Source organism: Streptomyces sp. NPDC001513 (assembly GCF_042894695.1).
Classification (GTDB): Bacteria; Actinomycetota; Actinomycetes; order Streptomycetales; family Streptomycetaceae; genus Streptomyces.
This window is the reverse complement of the sequence record NZ_JBIAVU010000004.1, coordinates 253,212-272,018: the sequence shown is the minus strand read 5'-3', so window position 1 is coordinate 272,018 and position 18,807 is coordinate 253,212. Positions and strand designations below refer to the sequence as shown.

Below are 18,807 nucleotides of genomic sequence, written 5' to 3'. Positions count from 1 at the left end.
CACCGGCGCACCCCGCTCACTCGCCGTTGGCCGAGAAGTGCTGGTAGTCCCGGTTGGCCCAGCGGCCGCCCCAGCGCCAGCCGACCTCGCGGAACGCCGCCGTGAGGGCATCGCCCGGGTGGATCTGGCCCGGGCGGTTCAGGGACCGTCGCAGATGGGGGCGGGCCTGCGGCGGGTGGACGACGCCGTGGATGTCGACGTACGGGTTCTCCACGGGGTTGATGTCCACCGCATCGCCCCAGGCGTGCTGCGACAGGCGCCGGGGATCGCCGGTGACCGGGCGGCAGTTGAAGGCGGAGGTGTTGTCGTCGGCCATGGCCTCGGAGTCGTCGCGGTACTCGGCCATCACCCGCATCCGGCGGATCGGGAAGTGCACGTCGAAGGCCCGCTGGAAGACGTGGAGGAGGGGGCGGACGGCGTCCTCGTGGACGACCATCTCGCCCGCGTGGGTCCGGCCGTCGAAACCCCAGTGGTTCATCCGGATCAGCCTCAGCCGCTCGGGCGGGACCGGGCAGCCCTTCCGGTAGGAGGCGCCCAGCTTCTCCGCCGGTACGGCCGTGACCCGCGCGGAGAGCCGGGCCGGCGGCTCGGCCGGCCGGGCCTGGACGCGCGGCGGACCGGCCTGGGTGGAGCAGGCCAGCGCGGCCACGCACAGGGTGGCCGTCACGGCCGCGGCCGCGGTGGTGTGGCGCACGGGACACACGTTACGGCGATCGCCGCAGGTGGGCATGCCGGGCATGGCCGGTCGGGCGGCGCCGGCCGGGCGGCGCGCGGACCCAGGCCACCCAGGCCACCCAGGCCACCCAGGCCACACCGGCCGCCCGCGCCGTGGTCAGGGGAGGGTGGTGACCGGCAGGCCTTCCAGGGCGCGGAACCGGAAGGTGCTGGTCCAGCGGAGCGGGTCCACGGGGCGGGCGAGCCTGAGGCCCGGGAGCCGTTCGACGAGCGCGCCGAGGGCCAGAGTGAGCTGGAGCCGGGCCAGGGGGGCGCCGAGGCAGTAGTGCATGCCGTGGCCGAGGGCGAGGTGGGCCTTGTCGGCGCGGTCGATGTCGAAGCGGTCGGGATCCGGGTAGCGGGCCGGGTCCCGGTGTGCGGAGGCCAGGCAGAACAGGACGGTGTCCCCGGCCGGTATCCGTACGCCGCCGATCTCGACGGCCTCGGTGGGGAAGCGGCGGATCGCGGTCTGGTTGGGGCTGGTGTGCCGCAGGAGTTCCTCGACCGCGTCCGCCATGCGCGCGGGCCGTGCCCGCAGCTCGGCCAGCTGCTCCGGGTGCTCGATGAGGGTGAGCACGCCGGCGCTGATGACGTGCTGGACGTTCTCGCCGGCGGCCCCGAGGATCAGGAAGGCGAGCGAGACGAGTTCGTCCTCGGTGAGCCGGTCCTCCTCGTCGCGCGCCGTGATCAGGCTCGACAGCATGTCGTCGCCGGGGGCGGCGCGCCGCAGGGCCACGAGGTCGACGAGGAACCGGTGGATGTCACCGATCGCCTGGACGAGACCCTCGCGGGAGCGCGGGCTGAGCATGGTCGCGACCCAGCCGGAGAAGCGCTCCTGGTCGGCGGCCGGGATGTCGAGCAGGGCGGCGATGACCCGTACCGGCAATGGCCTGGCGAAGCCGGCCACCAGATCGGCCTCGCCGCTGCTCGCGATCTCCGCCGTGAGCCGCGCGACCAGGTCGTCGACGGCTGCCCCGACGCCGGCGCGCAGCGATTCGACGTGCCGGGGCGTGAACCCCTGCGCGACCAGCCGGCGAAGGCGCAGGTGGTCCTCCGGGTCGATGTTCAGCAGATTGCGGTCGAGCGCGGGCGGGAGCGAGAAGCCGCTGAAACCCGTCGCCGCATGCCTCTTGTTGACCGACAGGCGCTGGTCGGACAACCCTGCGCGCACGTCCGCCTCATGGGTCACCAGCCACACCGGCGAACCGTCGGGCAGCGCCACCCTGTGCACCGACCCTGCGGCGCGCAGGTCCGCGTAGACGGCGTGGGGGTCGTGCGAGAACGAATCTCCGAATGGCTGGGGCAGGGTGACGTCTTGTGAGGTCCGGGTCGGGGTCATGCGCATTCCCTACGTGCTGAGTGGCCGGTCGTCGCCGGGCAGGTGGTCGAGGATGAGAGCGATGGTTTCGGCCGTGCCGGTGGTGTCGTGCAGCAGGCCCCCGTGGGTCCGCACGTGGTAGCGGCCGTTCCCGGTCGCCCGGACCATCGGCAGGTCCGTGCAGAGGGGAGCGGTGGCGCGGCGGCTGAAGCGGAGCCAGTCGTGGCTGGTGCGCGGGGACAGGGCCCGCAGGCGCGGTTCGGTGAAGGCGGCTTCGACGAGCTCGTACAGCGAGGCGTACGGCGGTGAGGCAGCCGACGCGCGCAGCCGGCGCCACTTGACGGATACGGCGTCGCCGGGCCCGTCGGCCTCGGACGGCTCCCCGGAACCGAGGAAGGACCACCGTGCGACCAGGTCGGGCACGGGCAGCCCCAGCAGCCAGGAATGCGTCGCGCCGGCGGCCTCGGACAGGTCCGTGGTGCTGCCGTGGGCCGTGCGCGCCCCGTCGGTGCGGCAGTTGACGGCGAAACTCCGTCGGCCGAGGGTCATCGAGACGATCACGGACCGGTCGCCGCTTCGGGCGCGCGCCACGGTGTGCCGCCAACCCGGCGGTGGCATCAGTCCGATCGTGAGTGCGTGCCCCGCGCGGTCCGCTGCGTCCTGCAGCGCCTGCCGCAGGGATCCGGCCCGAACGACGTCGGGGTAGAACTCCGCGTACGCGCGCAGCGGTTCTTCCGGCTCTGCTTCGGTGTGTTCCTCGGGCATGAGTCGAGTCTGCCATCGCCCGGACAGGGACTAGCAGGCGCCCGGGCCCTTGTCCGCCGCCTCGCACTCGGCGGCGCCGCTCCGGGCGAGCTCCGTGCACAAGGAGGCCTCCACCTTGCCCAGCAGACGGGCCAGTTCGGTGCGTTCGGCGTCCTCCAGGCCGTCCAGGGTCTGGTGTTCCAGCTCGCCCCACGCCCTGCGGACCTCGACCAGCAGCCCGCAACTGGTCTCCGTCGCCTCGACCAGGGAGGCGCGCCGGTCCGACGGGTCGGGGCGGCGCCGTACGTGGCCGGACTGTTCGAGGCGCTGGAGCATCTTGGTCACCGTGGACGGGTCGAGGCCCACCGCCTTGATCAGCTCGGACTGGCGCACGGCCCCGCTGTCCCACAGGTGCATCATCAGGAACTCCTGCCCCGGGTGCAGCCCCAGGTCCCGCAGGGCGCGGCCGGCCGCGATCCGGTGGAGGCGGGCGACCCGGCTGATCGCATGGCTCACCGGCCCGTCCAGCACGGCGCTGGGCACCGCCTGGCACTGCGGGGCGGTGCGCGGTTCCTGAGCGGTTTCCGCGGCCATGGGGGCGCTCCTCCTGGGTCGGGTGCGGCAGGTCCTGGTGGTGGCCTGGTGGTGGTCCTGGCTGAGGTCCTGGTTGAGGTCCTGGTGATGGATCTTACCCTCCCCCCAGATTTTACCTTGGCCGACCAAGTAATGGGGTACGCTGCATCTCGAAGCCAATGCTTGGCCGACCAATTATCTCTGTGAGGCGAATATGACCAGCGCTTTCGAACCGGTTCGCATCGCCGGCTCCACCCTCTCCAACCGGATCGCCCTTGCTCCGATGACCCGCAGCCGCGCGGCCGAGGGCGGCATCGCGACCGCCCTCGTCGCCGAGTACTACACCCAGCGCGCCTCGGCCGGTCTGATCATCAGCGAGGGGATCCAGCCCTCCGTGGTCGGCCAGGGCTATCCCTTCACCCCCGGCCTGCACAGCGCCGAGCAGGTCGCGGCCTGGCGCGAGGTCACCGACTCCGTGCACGCGGCCGGCGGCCGGATCTTCGCCCAGCTGATGCACTCCGGCCGGATCGGCCACCCGTCGCTGCTGCCCGACGGCCTCGTCCCCGTCGCCCCGTCGGCGGTGGCCGCCCAGGGGCAGCTGTTCACCGGCGAGGGCATGAAGGACTTCGTGACCCCGCACGAGCTCACCGGAGCCGAGGTGCGCGCGACCGTCGCCGCCTTTGCCGAGGCCGCCCGCAACGCGGTGGAGGCCGGTTTCGACGGGGTGGAGCTCCACGGCGCCAATGGCTACCTGATCCACCAGTTCCTGGCCCCCGGCACGAACCTGCGCACCGACGAGTGGGGCGGCCCGGTGGAGAACCGGATCCGCTTCGCGGTCGAGGTGGTCAAGGCGGTCGCCGCCGCGATCGGTGCCGAGCGGACGGCTCTGCGCATCTCGCCCGGGAACACGTACAACGACATCTCCGAGCCCGACCCGCAGCCCGCCTACGAGGCGCTGGTCAAGGAGATCGACGGGCTCGGCCTGGCCTACCTGCACGTCCTGGAGCCCGCCCCCGAGGCCCGTGCGACCACCCTCGCCCTGCGCAAGCAGTTCTCGGGGCTGCTCGTCCTGAATCCGGCGACCGAGGGCCCCACCGACCACCGGGCCCTCACCCTGATCGAGGACGGCACCGCCGACGTCCTCGCCTTCGGCGCCCTCTTCCTGGCCAACCCCGACCTGCCGGACCGCCTGCGCACCGAAGGCCCGTACAACACCCCGGACCCGACCACCTTCTTCGGGGGCGACGCCCGCGGGTACACGGACTATCCGACCCGCTAGGAGCCTTGGCGGGCCCATGTGTGCGCGAGGCCCGTCGTGTTCGTCATGCGGTGGGACATGGGTGCGGCGTGCCGCGGCGGGTTCGCCGTGGCACGCCGTTCACGTGTGCCGGCAGTTCACGTGTGCCGGCAGTTCACCGTTGCCGGTGGTGTGGCTGTCGGTGGGGGTCAGCGGCGGGGCTGGTGGTGCCCGCGGCCGCCCCAGGACTCGGTGTCGAGGACGTTGCCGCGGTTGTCGCGCAGGGTGGCGGTGTCGCGCTCGTTCCAGATCTGGTGGCGGCGGTCCTGGTAGACGTCGCGGTGGGTGTCGCGTCCGTTGCCGGTGTGGACCTTGACGCTGGAGCGGCCGTCCAGACGGAAGTTGTTGGCGAAGCGGTAGCGGTTGCCCTGCTGGTCGGTGAGGGTGTAGCCGCGCAGGTTGACGGCCTTGTGGCCGGTGTTCTTCACCTCGACCCATTCCCGGTTCAGCGCGCGGTTGGAGCGGTCGTTGCGGGCGGGGCTGTCGTACTGGACGTCGCCGATGACGATCGAGGAGTGCCCGTTCCGGTCGCGTCGGTGGTCGTCGGCCGCGGCCGGCAGGGCGGCGGCGCCGACCAGGGCGACGGCGGCCAGCGCCGCGGAGAGGGCGCGGCGGGTGGCGAGAGAAGCAGACATGAAGATGACCCCTTCAACAGTCAGCCCGGACCGGCGTCGTTCGAGCCGGTCGGGCTCCGTGCGGTTCCCGGCGTCCTGCCGAGGAGCCACACTTTGGCCTCCGTGCACCACGAATCGCCGCAATTAAGGCTCGTGTTGCTCAATTCGGATATATCTATAACTCTCCCGTGTAATCGGCCAGGGTGGGATCCACGTCGGCGCGGTGAGGGTGTGTATCCGGTCAAGCTGCATGGCCGTTCGGTGAACCGCGCGCAGCCGACAGCAGGTCAGAGGGCGCAAGGATGCACGTCGTGCCCGGCGCCGCCCGTGTTTCGCGTCCGGCCGAGGCCTCGACGCTCCCCTCTGAGCTGCCCGAACGACCATTCGGTCGTGCGTAAGTGCATGCTCTGTCCGTAAATCGGCCATGGACATGCGGCGCGCCCGCATGTCGGACAGTCTGGGCTCGCCAGGACGCGATCGAAAGAAATTATCGCGTTCAACCTTTGAATCGAAAGTGAGTCTCGTCGTGCGTCACCGCATCGCAGCTGCCTCCGCCGCTGCAGTCATCAGCCTGATCGGAGCCACCGGTATCGCGGCGGCTCAGCCCGCCAGCCTGTACGCCCCGTCCGCCATGGTGTTCACCATCGCGCAGGGCGACGACGACGCGTCCACCGTCGTCCGGGCATCCACCCTCAGCTGTGCGCCGACCGCCCTGGGGACCCACCCCGACCCCGGCTCCGCCTGCGCGGCCCTCAACTCCACCGGCGGGGCGCTCGACCACCTGCTGGCCTCCCCGGACCCGGACCGGGCGTGTCCGATGCACTACGCCCCCGTCACCGTCACGGCGGACGGCGTGTGGAAGGGCAGCCGCGTCAGCTGGAAGCACACCTTCTCCAACAACTGCGTCATGAACGTGACCCTCAACGGCAACGCCGTCTTCGCGTTCTGACCCTGCGCCGGTGCGGACCCGCCGCCCACGCACGGTGCCCCGCCCGCGGTCCGCGGGCGGGGCACCCGCATGCGCCCGGCGACCGGCAGGGAGGCAGCGGTCCGCGGCGGATCCTCTCCTCGCCGTTGACGACATCGCCTGGCCCGGCCGCGCCTCAACCCTCGATCAGCCGAAGGAAACGCCCGGGCTCACCTCTCCCGGGCCGAGACGGTGACGTGGTCGACCCGCATCGCGTGGCCCGGTTCGGTGGCGGGGCCGACGGTCGCGCCGTCGGCGAGCGGGAGGTTGCCCCCGACGGCCACGTTGAGGATCAGGAACAGCCCGTGGTCCACGGCCCGCTGCCACGTCCCGGCGTCCATCCGGGCGGCCGTCACCCGGTGGTACACACGGCCGTCCAGATACCAGCGCACCTCCTCCGCGCCCGGGGCGAGATCGACCTCGACGGCGTACGCGTGGAAGCCCGCCCGGCAGTCGGAGCACGGCTGCGGACCGGAGCCCAGCCCCACCGACTCCTCGCACGGGCCGCCTTCGAGGACCCCGCAGTGCATGGTGCCGAAGACGGTGTCCCGCCCGTTCACGGACTCCATGACGTCGAGCTCGCCGACCCCCGGCCAGCCCGTGTAGCCGTCGCGCAGCGGCGCCCCCAAGGTCCAGAACGCCGGCCAGTACCCCGCCGCCTTCGCGCCGGTCACGTCCGGCAGGGCGATCGACGCCTCGATCCGCAGGGCCCCGCCGGGCGGGGGCGCGAAGTCGGAGCGGCGCGTCTCGATGCGCCCCGAACTCCACTCCCCGTCCTTCCGGGTGGGGACGATCTCCAGCGCGCCCTTCCCGTCGAGACGCACGTTGTCCGTCGAGTCCGTCATGGTCTCGATCTCGCCCGTGCCCCACTGCGGCGCCGGGCAGCCCGGATAGCAGGTGCCGAGGTCGTGGATCCAGTGGGCGGCCGACGGGGGACTGCCCGCCGGGCCGTCGAAGTCGTCCCGCAGCAGCTGCCTCCACCCGTCCGCGCCGGCCGGCCCCGCGGCTGCGGCCGGCGCCGGCAGGGCCCCGGCCTCCGTGAACAGCCGCTCCAGCCGGTTGGTCAGGACGACGGCCGCCACATTGGTCAGGTGCGCGTCGTCCCGGTAGAGCAGGATCCGGTCGAGCACGGCCGGGCAGGTCGGCCCGTCGCCCGGGCACAGGACCGGGTTCACACTGACGCTCCGTACGCCGGGCAGCGCACCGGACGCGATCCGCGCCGCCAGCGGATCGGGTGGCAGGGCGTCCGTCCGCCTGAACGCGCAGGCGCCCGGCGACTCGGGACGGCCCGAGACGCACGCCGGGACGTCCGTACCGGGTACGGGGGTGTCCTCGACGTAGACGATCGGCGCCCCCAGCGCCCTGAGCTGCCGCAGCGTCTTCTCCCAGCCCTCGGCCAGGAGCCCCTGGTCGGCGGTGTAGCGGTTGAGGGAGGCGATCACGATGAGCCGCGGCTTCGGCTGCCGCTTCAGCCGGTCCAGGGTGTCGGCCCGCCAGGTGTCGCACTCCCGGTAGGCGCGGCCGAGCTGGGGGCTGTCCACCGCCAGCTCCGGCAGCGGGCAGCCCTGCTTCACCAGCTCCTGCAACGCCCAGCCCCGCCCGGCGGCCAGCGCCAGCATCGGGGAGAACCACTGCCCGGCGTGCGAGTCGCCCAGCAGCACGATCCGGTCCGGGCTGTCCACCGCGCCGAACAGGCAGTCCGGGCTGCGCGTTTCGGCCGGGGCGACCTCGCAGGCCCCGTCCGGCGGGAAGTCCGCGCGCGCCTGTACGGGGCTCGGCACCACCGGACCGTCCACGAGCGGGGTACCGGAGGTCCGGGCGAGCAGGGTGGGGCCCGAGGCGGCGCCCGGCGGCAGCCCCTTCGGGTCCACCGGGGCGGCCGGGCCCAGCAGGTGCAGGCTCGTGGTCCCCACCACCAGGGCGAGGACGAGCGGCAGCACGATGGCGGTGACGCCCACCGACAGTCCGCGGCGGGGGAGTTCGGAGACCGTACGGCTGCGGCGCAGCGGCTGCTCGACCCAGCGCAGGGTGGCGAGCGCGGGCAGCACGGCCGCCAGCGTCAGCGCGGTCTTCGCGGGCCAGCCGAGCGGGCCGGTCCGGGCCTCCGCGAGCACGAGCACCGGCCAGTGCCACAGGTACAGGTTGTAGGAGAGCCGTCCGACGGCCCTAGGTGCCCGCCCCGCCAGCAGCCGTCCGACCTCGTGGCGGCCCGGGGTGTGTCGCTCGCCCCGGCCGGGGATCGCGGCGAGGATCACGGCGGCGGTGGCCAGGGTCGGCACGAGCGCCGCGTAGCCGGGGTACGGGGTCGCGGCGTCGTACGACACCACGCACCAGCCGATCGCGGCGGCCCCGGCCCAGCCGCACAGCAGCCGCAGCGGTCGCGGCCCGCGCATCAGGTGCCAGGGCAGCAGGGCGAGCAGCGCACCGACCCCGAACTGCCAGACGCGCGAGGGCGTTCCGAGGTACGCGAGGGACACGGAGTGCCGCGTCCAGTACAGGGCCAGGGCGAACGACGCGAGGGTCAGCGGCGCGGCGACCAGCACCACGACGAAGCGTACGGCCCGGCCCCGGCGGACCGCCCGGGCCGCGCCGAGCACGAGCACCGCCAGCAGCGGGGCCCAGAACAGGTAGAACTGCTCCTCGACGGCGAGGGACCAGAAGTGGAGCAGCGGGCTCTGGCCGTGCCCGGCGGCGAGGTAGTCGGTCCGCTGCGACACGAACCGCCAGTTGGCGACGGACAGCGCCGCCGCGACGACGTCGTGCTCCACGTCGGTGCGGCGCAGCGGTACGGTCAGCCAGGCGCCGGCCACCGCCACCGCGCCGAGCACGACGGCGGCCGAGGGCAGCAGCCGTCGGGCCCGCCGGGAGAAGAAGTCCCCGAGCCGGATCCGGCCGGTGGTGATCGCCTCGCGGACCAGCAGGCCGGTGATCAGGTAGCCGGAGATGACGAAGAAGACGTCCACGCCGACGAAACCGCCGGTCGCCCACGGGATCCCGGCGTGGAAGGCGAGGACCGCGACGACGGCGACCGCGCGCAGCCCCTCGATGTCGGGCCGGAAGGCGGACCGGTGCGGGCTGGGCCCGGACTCGACGCCGGAACGGGATCCGGACGGTGGCGCGGCGGGGTCGCGCCGGCCGGGTGTGAGGAGGAAGGACATGGTGACGGCGCCTTTCAGCTCAGCCAGGGAAGCATCGGGTCGACCCACCCCGAGGCCAGCAGCCCGGTGAGCAGGAGGACCGCGGAGGCGGCGACGGTCTCGGGCCAGCGGCGGGGCAGCATGCCGGTACGGGGGCTCAGGGCGGCCCGTACGCGGGCGCGCAGCGGTCCGGCGGCCGGGTACAGCTCGGCCAGCAGGTCCCGGATCAGGGGGACGTTGATCTGGCACTGCACCAGGAGGTAGAGGAGCAGCCCCCAGTTGGGTTCCCAGCCGTTGTGGGACACGGCCAGTGCGAGCCCGGCGACGGCCGCGCCGTTGGAGAGGACGAGCCAGGCCAGCGAGACGGCGACCACCCGCCGGGCCATCCCGCCCGGGGCCGCCGCACTCCGGGTGCCGGTGGGCACCCAGGCGGCGCTGCGGCCCCGCAGCGTGTGCAGGAACGCCGTCGCGGCGGCCACGCTCGTCAGGACGTTCGCCCGGATCACCTCGACCCTCCAGCGGGTCCGGCTGATCCGCGGCAGCAGCACGTGCCAGAGCCACAGCGGGGCGAGCAGCGGCAGTACGTGCCACGGCCGGATGTGGTCCGGGTACCAGAACATCATCACCAGCGGCGGCAGCGGCGCCGCGAAGGTGTTCACCGCCGTGGTCAGGTACCCGACGATCCCCTCGTAGAAGCACAGCCGCATCCGCCAGGGGGCGCGCATCCGCCCCAGCACGGGCGTGCCGAGCAGGTGGAGGTTGCCCATCGCCCACCGGTACTGCTGGTTGACGAAGGAGGTGACGTGGTCGGGCGAGGTGCCCTTGGCGACCAGCACCGGCACGTACTGGGTCCGGAACCCCTGCTCGTGGAGGGCGAGTCCGGTGTAGAGGTCCTCGCTGTGGTCGAGCCGGGCGAATCCGCCGGCCAGGTCGATCGCGCCGCGCCGGTAGACGGCGTTGCTGCCGCAGCAGATGGCGGCGTCGCTCGCGTCCCGGGACGGCTGGATCCACCGGAAGAACCACTCCTGGGCGGAGCCGGCGGCGCGCTGGATCCAGCCCATGGTCTCGTCGGTGTCGAAGCACTGCGGGCTCTGCACGATGCCCACGGCCGGGTCGGCCAGGTACGGGACGAGGTGGCGCAGGAAGTCCGGCCTGGGGGCGAAGTCCGCGTCGAGGATCGCGATGAACTCGGCGCTGCTCAGGGTGAGTGCGTGGTTGAGGTTGCCGGCCTTCTTCAGGTGCCCCCGGTCGGGGCGTACTACGTACTCGTAGCCGTACGAGGCGGCCAGCGCGGCGACTTCGGGCCGGTCGGCGTCGTCCAGGATCCAGACGGTCAGTGCGTCACGCGGCCAGTCGACGGCCGCCACCGCGCGGTAGGCGTTGTCCAGGACGGGGAGCGGCTCGCCGCAGGTCGGCAGGTACAGATCGACGCCGGGCAGGGCGGCGGGTCGCCAGGCGTGGACGAGCACCTCGTGCGACTGCCGGGTGAGCCGGCGCTGGCGCAGGCTGTTGACGGAAGAGAGCGCCAGCGCAACGACGTTGAGGCCGAGGACGGCGAGGAAGGCCCACAGGGCGGGTGTGCGCAGGGCGAAGGTGAACATGGTCGCCGCCGTGAACACGAAGGCGAGCGAGGTGGCGACCAGGACCCATCGGCGTTGCGGTCCGAAGTACCAGTAGAGCTCTTCGTCGGAAGGTGGTTGCGGAAGATGATGAAAGGTCATAAAGCCCCCCACGGCTGTGCATGTGCGTGTTTCAGGTGACCCAGCCTAGTGTTAAAGGTATAGACCACTGTCACGTGGGGATGAACAGTCCTGAAACTCAAGGCTGTTGCCGACCCGTACCTTCGGCCCCGGTCCGCGGACCGGGGCCGAAGGTACGGGCGTGGCGGACAGGGCCTAGCGGCGCGCGTCCACCACCGCGAGGAGCTTGCCGCTGGTCGGGCTCCGGTCCAGCGACGCGCCGTCCACCGCCTCGACCACCAGGTCCAGCAGCCGCTCCGTCACCGCCGAGCGGAGCTCCGGGTAGCCGGCCAGCAACACCTCCTGCAGCCGATCCGGGTCCGTCGCCGCGGCCCGCTCCACCCGTACGGTCAGCAGCTCGCGCGCGTCCGCACCGTCGAGCCGGATCTGCAACTCGCCGCGGTGGCCGCCCTGTTCCTCCGCCAGGTCGAGGAAGCGGCGGTGGTTGAGGAAGTACGTCGCCACTCGCATCACGTCACCGGTGCGCCCCCGCAGCTCGAAGCGGGGCGCGTGCCGCCCGCACGGACAGCGGCCCGGCACCTCCCGGCCGAGGTCGCCGATCACGTACCGGCCCAGCTGCTGGCCGCGCCGGGCGTGCGTGGTGAAGACCAGCCGGCCCGTCTCGCCCGGGGCCACCGGCCGGTCCTCGGCCAGGTCCACGATCTCCATCGTGTGCAGGTCGGCGTGCAGGTGGTGGACACCGCCGGAGCTCTCGGCGCACTGGTAGCCCAGCGGGCCGAGGTCGGTGCTGCCGTAGGTGATGGAGCGGACGGTCTCGATCCCGAACGTCTCCTTCAGCGTGCGCTGTTGCTCCTCGGTGAAGTGCTCGCCGCCGTAGAAGACCTTGCGCAGGCCACCGTACGCGCGCAGCGCATCCGCCTCCGCGTGCAGCAGCTGCCACAGGTAGGAGGGCATCCCGAAGAGGGTGTCGGCCCCGAGGTCGATCAGCGCCCGCGCCGTCGCCCGGTGGTCCGGCCCCGCGGACAACGGCAGCTGCACCCCGCCGAGCCGCTCCAGGACGGAGAAGAAGCTGATGAAACTGCCGTACATGGCGCCGCAGTAGAAGAGGTTGGCGGTGCGGTCCCCGACCGGGTCGTAGCCGGCGGCGAGCAGACCCCGGGCGGCGGCGTGCATCTGGGTGTCGTAGTCGTCGTAACTGAAGATCGACAGCGCCGGCGCACCGGTGCTGCCGCCGCTGCGGAAGAACAGCTCGGCATCGGCCCGTGCCACCCGCGAGCCCGACTCCTGCACGTCCTCCTTGCCCACCAGCGGGCCCGCCGGCCGCGGCAGCACGACGGGCCGGGCCAGGTCGTCCAGGCAGGCGGTGGCGGCGAAGCGGACCGGGTCGGCCTGGACCGCGACGCGGCGGCTGTAGCGCTGCAGGGCGTAGACGCCGTCGTGCGGCTCGCCCGCGTAGCTGTCCAGCATGGCGCCGACCGGCGTGACCCGGGTGACGCCCGCAGCCAGGGCGGTGCGGGAGAGCTCGGCGATGTCGGCCGGGCTGCCCGCGAGGCCCGCGGTCTGCAGATAGCGGCGCATCGGGCGCAGGGTGGCGATCAGCCGCTTGCGGGGCAGCGGCTTGACCCACACGCTGCGGTGCAGCGGCGAGGCGGTGAGCGGGGAGCGGGTGTCGGCCATGACCCGCCACGAACCGTCGGGTGCGGCGAACACCCGCGTCAGGCGCAGGTGTTCCTCCAGCCGCGCCATCAGCTCGGTGGTGGTCAGCTCGGCCTCCTCGGCCGGATCCGGCCCGCCCGCCGGGCCGGCGGTCACGGCCGGCGGCCGCGCCGCGAGCACCGCGGCGAAGCGCTCGGCGAACGCGAACACCTCACCCTCGTCCTCAGTGTCGAGGTAGACCACCTGGGGGCTGGAACACGCCTGCTGCTCGTGCAGGCACACGTCGTCCGCGAGGGCGTCGAGCGTCCCCGCGTCCGACCAGGCGTCGCCGGTCAGGTACGCGAAGGAGATCCGGTGCCCCCACTCCACCAGCCGGCAGCCGGCCGGCACATGCGCGGCCACCCCCTCGACCGCGCCCTCCCCGCCCCACACGGCGACCGCGTCCGCGGGCGCGCACATCAGGCGCAGCCACTCCTGACGGGAGGACGGGAAGCGCAGCACGACGATCCGCGCGGCCAGGGCGCCGCTCGGGTCCAGGGCCGCGAGCTCGGCCATCAGGTGCTGGGTGAGGAGGGTGTCGGCGCTGCTGGTCTTCAGGACGTTGACGTTCCCGGCGAGCAGGCCCTCGACGATGCTCAGCGGCGCGACCGTCGAGGCGTTGCCCGGGGCGATGTGCGCGACCAGGCCGACGGGCGCCCAGGCCTCGTAGACCGTCTCGCGCGGATCGGCCCGGTTCAGCCGGCCCGGAGCCGCACTGCCGAGTTCCCGGCGCAGCTTGCGGGTCAGCTCCCGCCGGCCGAGGAGGACACCGAGCTCGGCCAGGACGGCCGGGTCTTCCCCCTCGGGCAGGTGCGGGGCGAGCCGGGCGTGCACCGGGTGGGCGGGGTCGCACAGGGCGCCGGCGAGGGCGTCACAGGCGGCCAGCACCGTCTCGGTCTCCAGCCCTTCGGCCAGCGCGGCCTCCACGGCGGCCGGCAGCGCGGCGAGGCGACGCCCGGCCTCGTCGTCCCCGACGAAGGCGCCCTGCCAGTAGTGGTGCGCGGCGCCTTCGCCGTCGCCGTGCTGCTCGTACGCGGCCTTGGTCTGCGTCACGGTCACGCCATGCCCTTCATCAGTTCTGCTGCGGCCACCGCGCAGCTGCGGTTGCGGCTCACCCCGGCACGGCCGTGCACGGTGAACCAGGGGGTCTCCAGCTCGCACCCGCAGGCGTCGCCCGGCCGGAGGGAGGCGAGGTCTCCCATGAGCACGCTCTGCGCCGGTACCGAGGTGATGTACGGCGACACGAGGTGCAGGTAGCCCGGCTCCCCGTACGGCAGCGGTTCGAGCGTGCGCGTGGAGCGGATCGTCACCCGGGACCAGACGGGGGCGTGCAGCCGGTGGTGGTCGCACTCGATGTACGGGATGCAGTGCTCCACCGACCCGAAGGTGTCCCGGATCCGCTCACCCGGGATGCCCAGCTGCTCGGTGACGCGGGCGTACAGCTCCTCCTTGCCGATGCGCCGGTCGGCGTGCCCCTTCCAGCCGCCGCCGAGGACGACGAGGGAGCCCTCGGGCAGCCGCAGCGGAGGCAGCCCCATGGCCCGCATCCGCTCCAGCGTGAAGAAGAGGAAGGCCGGGAAGCCGAGGATGCGGACCGGGGCGTCCTCGTGCTCGAAGCGGCGCAGCGCGGCGATGCAGCCGAAGGGGTCGAACTCGTGGTCGCCGCCGGTGTTGCGCAGTGCGTACGCGACGCTGCGCGCCGGGGCGAAGTCGCACAGGTAGTTGTCGGTGAAGGCGGTCCCCAGGTTCAGGGACGGCGCCGGCTCGTAGCTGTAGAGGAGGTAGTTGACCTCCTGCTCGGGGGTGATCCAGCCGTTGCGCTCGAAGATCCGGGCGACCATGCGCTGGGCGGAGCGGATGGTCCACTGGTCGAAGAACATCTGCGACTTCTGGCCCGTGGTGCCGGAGGAGGTCAGGTGCAGCTCGACGTCCTCGCGCGGGATGGAGAGCACCTCGTGGCGCTTGAAGAAGTTCGCGTGGACGAGCGGCGTGCGGTACGGCTCGGCCGGGGCGGTGGCCTCGTACAGGGAGCGGAAGAACGGGGAGCGCTCGGTGTGCCAGGCGTTGGTCTCCGCCATGGCGGCGGCGAACAGCGCGTCCTCCGCGGGGCCGAAGGCGTACGGATCGGTCAGGTCGCACAGCTGCTGTACGTGGGGCAGCAGGGCCGGGTCGGGTACGGAGACCGGCGCGAGATGGGGGTTCACGGTGTGAGTGGCGTCCATGGGATTCACGGGGTGCACGGGATTTACAGGATTCACGGGCTTCATGAGGCGACCTCGGGTGATGTGGGCAGATGGGTCGACGCCCAGGCCGACGTGTAGCAGTCCAGATAGGGCTGGAGGGGCGGTTCGACGGCGACGCCGCGGAAGTCGATCCGCTCGCTGGAGCGGGACAGGACGGCGTAGTCGTGGAAGCCGTCGCCGTCCGCGCGCATCGCCGGATAGAGGGCCCCGGCGACGAACCCCTGGGCGAGGAAGGCCGAAAGGGCCTCCTGGTGTGCGAGCGGCACCAGGGCCTCGACGTAGCCCGCGCCCGCCCGGGCCAGGGCCCGGGTGACGGGTTCGAGGTACGCGGCCGCCGCGGCCGGGTCGGGGTGGGCGGTCAGCAGGGAGGCGTACCCGCCGGCGCGGTTGAGGTAGGCGTACACCTCGAACCGGCCGTCTTCCGGGGTGAGCAGCACGTTCGGGGTGTGCAGCGGGTAGAACCAGCCCTCGGCGCAGGGGAACCGCTCGCGGAAACGCCGGCGTACGAAGGCCGGTGCCTCGATCATCTCCAGCCGTTCGGCGGCCCCGTGCGGCGCGGGCGCCGGGAGCGGGCCGGAGCCCGCGCGGACCCCGGGGTAGCGGATGCCGAGGGCGGCCTCGGCGGTGCGCAGCAACGGCAGCAGCGGGGCGGGCACTTCGGTGACCGGGTTCCGGCGGTCCAGCACGCCTGCGGAGTGACGCGCGTAGAGTGCGAGGCTTTCGCGGCTGCGGAGATCCACCGCGTTGGGCAGGATGCCCAGCGGGCGGAAGCCGTTGCGCGCGACGACGCGCTGCGGACCGGAACTGACGGTGCGTACGGTCGCGTACACCGAGTCCAGCCGTCCCGTGTCCAGCATGCCGGCGCACAGCGCCTCGGTCAGGGCGGCGGCCAGGCCCGCCGAGCGGTGCTCGGGGTGGACGGCGATGCCCTCCAGGCGGCCGATGCGGCTGCCCGGCTCACCGTGGATGGCGGCGGACGCGGTCAGGGCCCCGGTGTCGGCGCAGCGGCCGACGAGCCAGAGGGAGTACGGGTCTTCGATGAGCCGGGCCATCTCGGCCGGGTCGGTGCCGAGGGCCACGGGGTAGTGCGGCCCGTAGACGGCGTAGTAGAGCTGGCGCAGTTCGGCGATGTCCGCGCAGGCGGCCGGGGTGATCACGGGGTTCACCGGGTGCCTCCGAGGACTTCCGGCGCCTCCGAGGGCTCGGGTTCGGGCGTACGGGACCCCAGCAGGGCCAGTGCGCAGGCCGCGGGCAGCAGGCCGACACCCTGTACCAGGCACAGGGTCTGCGGGGAGAGCAGGTCGCCCGCGAAGCCGAACACCAAGGACGCCACCGGCAGGGAGGCGCCGAGTACGGCCTGCATCACGGCGAAGAAGCCGGGCTTGTCCGCCGGCGGCACCAGCCGCTGGAAGAGGGCCACGAAGCGGACGCTGACCGCCCCGGCGCACCAGCCGGCCACGGCCAGGCAGCCCGCGATGACCGGGCGGTGGGCGAACAGGCCGGGCAGCGCCAGTGCAAGGGCCATCAGACCCAGGCACCAGGCGCCGGCGACCGTGGGCCGCCCGGGCACGCGGGTGCCGGTGAAGGCGCCGACGAGGGCGCCCGCGCCCAGCGAGGCCTCCAGCAGAGCGACCGTGCCGCCACCGCCGTGCAGGACCGAGCGGGTGTAGAGGGGGATGACGACGAACACGGCGGCGGTGAAGAGGTTCGCCGCGGTGAAGCAGACCAGGATCCGCCGTACGTAGGGCAGTTCGCCGAGGATGCGGCGCAGCGGGCGCCGCGCCGGCGGTTCGTCCGAGGCGGCCGCGGACGACGCCGGGCTGCGGAAACGGGCGCTCGCGACGAGGACGGCCGCCCCGGCGTAGGCGACCGCGCAGCCCATGGCCAGCCCGGCCACGCCGGCCCGGTCGACGGCCAGGGCGCCGAGAAAGGCTCCGCCGAGGCCGGCCAGGGACTGGGTGGACAGCTCGAAGCCGGTGGCCGTCTCGATGTCGGCGTCGTCGACGAGTTCGGGCACCGAGGTGGTCAGGCAGGGGTCGAAGAAGGCCTGGCAGGTGGCCAGGGCGAGCGCGGCGGCGTACACGGCGGTGAGCGGCAGCCCGCCGCCGTACGCCCACAGCGCGAGGACGCCCGCGGTGGCCCCGGCCAGGGCTGCGGTGGTCCGCAGGACCGAGCGGTGGGCGAACCGGGCGACCGCCGCGGCCACGACGGGCGCCAGCGCCACGGCGGGCAGCGTGCAGGCCGCCATGAACAGCCCGGAGGCCAGGCCGCGGGCGTCCTGCACGGCGTAGGCGACGATCCACCAGGACATGCCGACCTGGAACATGCGGACGGCGGCCTGGGTGAGGACCTGGCCGAGCCAGACGGCGCCGAAGGCACGGTTGCGCAGGATCAGCGGCGTGCGCCGGCCGGCGGCCGCGGCCTCGGGCGCGGCCTCCTCGGTCACGGGTGCGGCGGTGACGGGTGCGGAGGTCTCGGGTGTGGCGGTCATGCGGTCGGCCTCTCGTCGAGGACCCGGACGAGCTTGCCCGAGCGCGGGTTGACGGCGAGGTCGCGGTGGCGCGCCCACTCCACGGAGAGCGGGTGCACGAACCCGGCGCGCACACTGTCCGGATACAGCGGGCGTACGGTCTCCAGCTCCGCGACGACGGCCCCGGCCAGCTCCTCCCGGCCGTGCTCGGGATCACCGGGGGCTGCCGCCAGGCGCAGGACGAGCCCGTCGCGGCCGTCCCAGCGGCGGACGACGAGCTGCGTGCCGACCACCCGCCCCGCGGTGTCGGCCGCGGTCACGGCGTCCTGGGCGTCCTGGGTGTAGAGGGAGACGGGGCCGACCCGTACGCCCTCCTCGGCGCGGCCGAGGATCCGGAAGTGCCCGGGCCCGGTGCCGGTCCACTCGGCCCGGTCACCGGCGGGGTACCGGATGATCGGCATCAGGCGGCGGAAGAGGCTGGTCACGACGACGCGGCCGGGCCGCCCCGGTTCGGTGATGGGCTCATCGGTGGAGTCGTCGAGGATCTCGACGACCGAGTAAGGGGTGAAGGCCCGGTGCACCCGGGCATCGGCACCGGGTACGGGGCGGCCGAGGAGGCCGGCGTCGACGCTCGCGTAGCCGACGGAACGGGCCTCGGCGCGGGGGAACGCGGTGGCCAGCAGGCGCCGCTGGTCGTCGAAGAGCGCCTCGCCGCCGAAGAGCAGCAGCTCGACGGAGTCGAGCCGGGCACCGGACGAGACGACCTGCTCGGCGAGGCGGCACAGGGTGGTGGGCGTGCCGGTCAGCACCTGGGCGGCCAGGTCGCGCAGCGTGGGGATCGTCGTCTCCAGCGGAGCGCCGCCGCCGATGGGCAGGCGGACGTTGTCCACGGGCGCGTGGGCGAGGGAGTCGAGGACGAAGAGGAAGCTGGCGTACAGCTCCCCGGCGTAGAAGAGGTCGGCGACGCGGTGTCCCGGGCGCAGACCCGTGTCCACCAGTCCCTGGCCGAAGGAGGTGACGAAGGTGCGCCACTCGTCACGGGTGTAGACGGAGAACTTGGGGGAACCGGTGGTGCCGCCGGTCTTGTAGACCGTGGCCTCGCTGAGCGGGCCGGTCAACACGCGGCTGTCGTGCAGGGTGTTGGCCGCCCAGAACTCCTGCTGATCGACCACCGGCAGGTCGGTGAGACGGTCGGCGTGCGGCGGCAAGGACGCGTAAAGGTCCCGGTAGAAGGGCGAGTTGTGACGGGCGAAACGTATGAGGTCCGAGAGTTGCTGGGCGGACATGGGCCTTTGCCTTGGTGACGGAAATGGGACGGGAGCCCCGGCGGCGCAC

The 18,807-nt window shown here is 73.2% G+C and carries 14 protein-coding genes; 2 read left to right on the top strand and 12 right to left on the bottom strand.

From position 1 onward, the window contains the following. Positions 1 to 16: 16 nt before the first annotated feature. From ACFYZ4_RS10470 to ACFYZ4_RS10455, 4 genes are all read right to left on the bottom strand, one after another. Entirely contained in the window at positions 17 to 694 is a 678-nt protein-coding gene (locus tag ACFYZ4_RS10470) for a M15 family metallopeptidase (protein WP_390783595.1), read from the bottom strand. Between the two features lie 138 nt (positions 695 to 832). Continuing rightward, on the bottom strand, positions 833 to 2,053 hold the full coding sequence (locus tag ACFYZ4_RS10465) for a cytochrome P450 (protein ID WP_390783594.1): 1,221 nt from the start codon (positions 2,051 to 2,053) through the stop codon (positions 833 to 835). Between the two features lie 9 nt (positions 2,054 to 2,062). Continuing rightward, complete coding sequence (locus tag ACFYZ4_RS10460; protein ID WP_390783593.1) at positions 2,063 to 2,797, bottom strand: DUF6193 family natural product biosynthesis protein; 735 nt, start codon at positions 2,795 to 2,797, stop codon at positions 2,063 to 2,065. A 30-nt stretch (positions 2,798 to 2,827) separates the two neighbouring features. Further along, entirely contained in the window at positions 2,828 to 3,370 is a 543-nt protein-coding gene (locus ACFYZ4_RS10455; RefSeq protein WP_390783592.1) for a MarR family winged helix-turn-helix transcriptional regulator, read from the bottom strand. A 193-nt stretch (positions 3,371 to 3,563) separates the two neighbouring features. Between ACFYZ4_RS10455 and ACFYZ4_RS10450 the strand changes: the two genes are divergently transcribed. After that, positions 3,564 to 4,628, top strand: coding sequence for an alkene reductase (locus ACFYZ4_RS10450; protein WP_390783591.1), 1,065 nt, complete (start codon positions 3,564 to 3,566; stop codon positions 4,626 to 4,628). A 167-nt stretch (positions 4,629 to 4,795) separates the two neighbouring features. On the opposite strand, the gene ACFYZ4_RS10445 is transcribed toward ACFYZ4_RS10450, so the two are convergent. Further along, positions 4,796 to 5,281, bottom strand: coding sequence for a lamin tail domain-containing protein (locus ACFYZ4_RS10445; protein WP_351289291.1), 486 nt, complete (start codon positions 5,279 to 5,281; stop codon positions 4,796 to 4,798). 505 nt (positions 5,282 to 5,786) lie between these two features. Here ACFYZ4_RS10445 and ACFYZ4_RS10440 point away from each other — a divergent pair. Next, positions 5,787 to 6,209, top strand: coding sequence for a subtilase-type protease inhibitor (locus tag ACFYZ4_RS10440; RefSeq protein ID WP_351289293.1), 423 nt, complete (start codon positions 5,787 to 5,789; stop codon positions 6,207 to 6,209). Positions 6,210 to 6,397: 188 nt separating this feature from the next. Here the strand turns inward: ACFYZ4_RS10440 and ACFYZ4_RS10435 are convergent, their stop codons facing one another. The 7 genes from ACFYZ4_RS10435 to ACFYZ4_RS10405 form a co-directional block, all read right to left on the bottom strand. Further along, positions 6,398 to 9,385, bottom strand: a complete 2,988-nt coding sequence (locus ACFYZ4_RS10435; protein ID WP_390783590.1) for an SGNH hydrolase domain-containing protein — start codon at positions 9,383 to 9,385, stop codon at positions 6,398 to 6,400. Positions 9,386 to 9,399: 14 nt separating this feature from the next. Then, the gene (locus tag ACFYZ4_RS10430) at positions 9,400 to 11,085 is read right to left on the bottom strand and encodes a glycosyltransferase family 2 protein (RefSeq protein WP_390783589.1); all 1,686 of its coding nucleotides are present in this window, start codon (positions 11,083 to 11,085) and stop codon (positions 9,400 to 9,402) included. Positions 11,086 to 11,259: 174 nt separating this feature from the next. Beyond that, complete coding sequence (locus tag ACFYZ4_RS10425; RefSeq protein WP_390783588.1) at positions 11,260 to 13,818, bottom strand: acyl-CoA reductase; 2,559 nt, start codon at positions 13,816 to 13,818, stop codon at positions 11,260 to 11,262. Then, positions 13,815 to 14,963 carry an acyl-protein synthase gene (locus ACFYZ4_RS10420; RefSeq protein ID WP_351299631.1) on the bottom strand — a complete coding sequence of 383 codons (1,149 nt, stop codon included), beginning with the start codon at positions 14,961 to 14,963 and terminating at the stop codon, positions 13,815 to 13,817. Before ACFYZ4_RS10420 ends, ACFYZ4_RS10425 begins: the two co-directional genes overlap by 4 nt. A gap of 59 nt (positions 14,964 to 15,022) precedes the next feature. Beyond that, a complete protein-coding gene (locus tag ACFYZ4_RS10415; protein ID WP_390783587.1) occupies positions 15,023 to 16,168 on the bottom strand; it encodes a GNAT family N-acetyltransferase in 1,146 nt (381 codons plus the stop codon). Then, the gene (locus ACFYZ4_RS10410) at positions 16,165 to 17,493 is read right to left on the bottom strand and encodes an MFS transporter (protein WP_390783586.1); all 1,329 of its coding nucleotides are present in this window, start codon (positions 17,491 to 17,493) and stop codon (positions 16,165 to 16,167) included. Before ACFYZ4_RS10410 ends, ACFYZ4_RS10415 begins: the two co-directional genes overlap by 4 nt. Then, positions 17,490 to 18,758, bottom strand: a complete 1,269-nt coding sequence (locus ACFYZ4_RS10405; protein WP_390783585.1) for a phenylacetate--CoA ligase family protein — start codon at positions 18,756 to 18,758, stop codon at positions 17,490 to 17,492. Before ACFYZ4_RS10405 ends, ACFYZ4_RS10410 begins: the two co-directional genes overlap by 4 nt. Positions 18,759 to 18,807 lie beyond the last annotated feature (49 nt).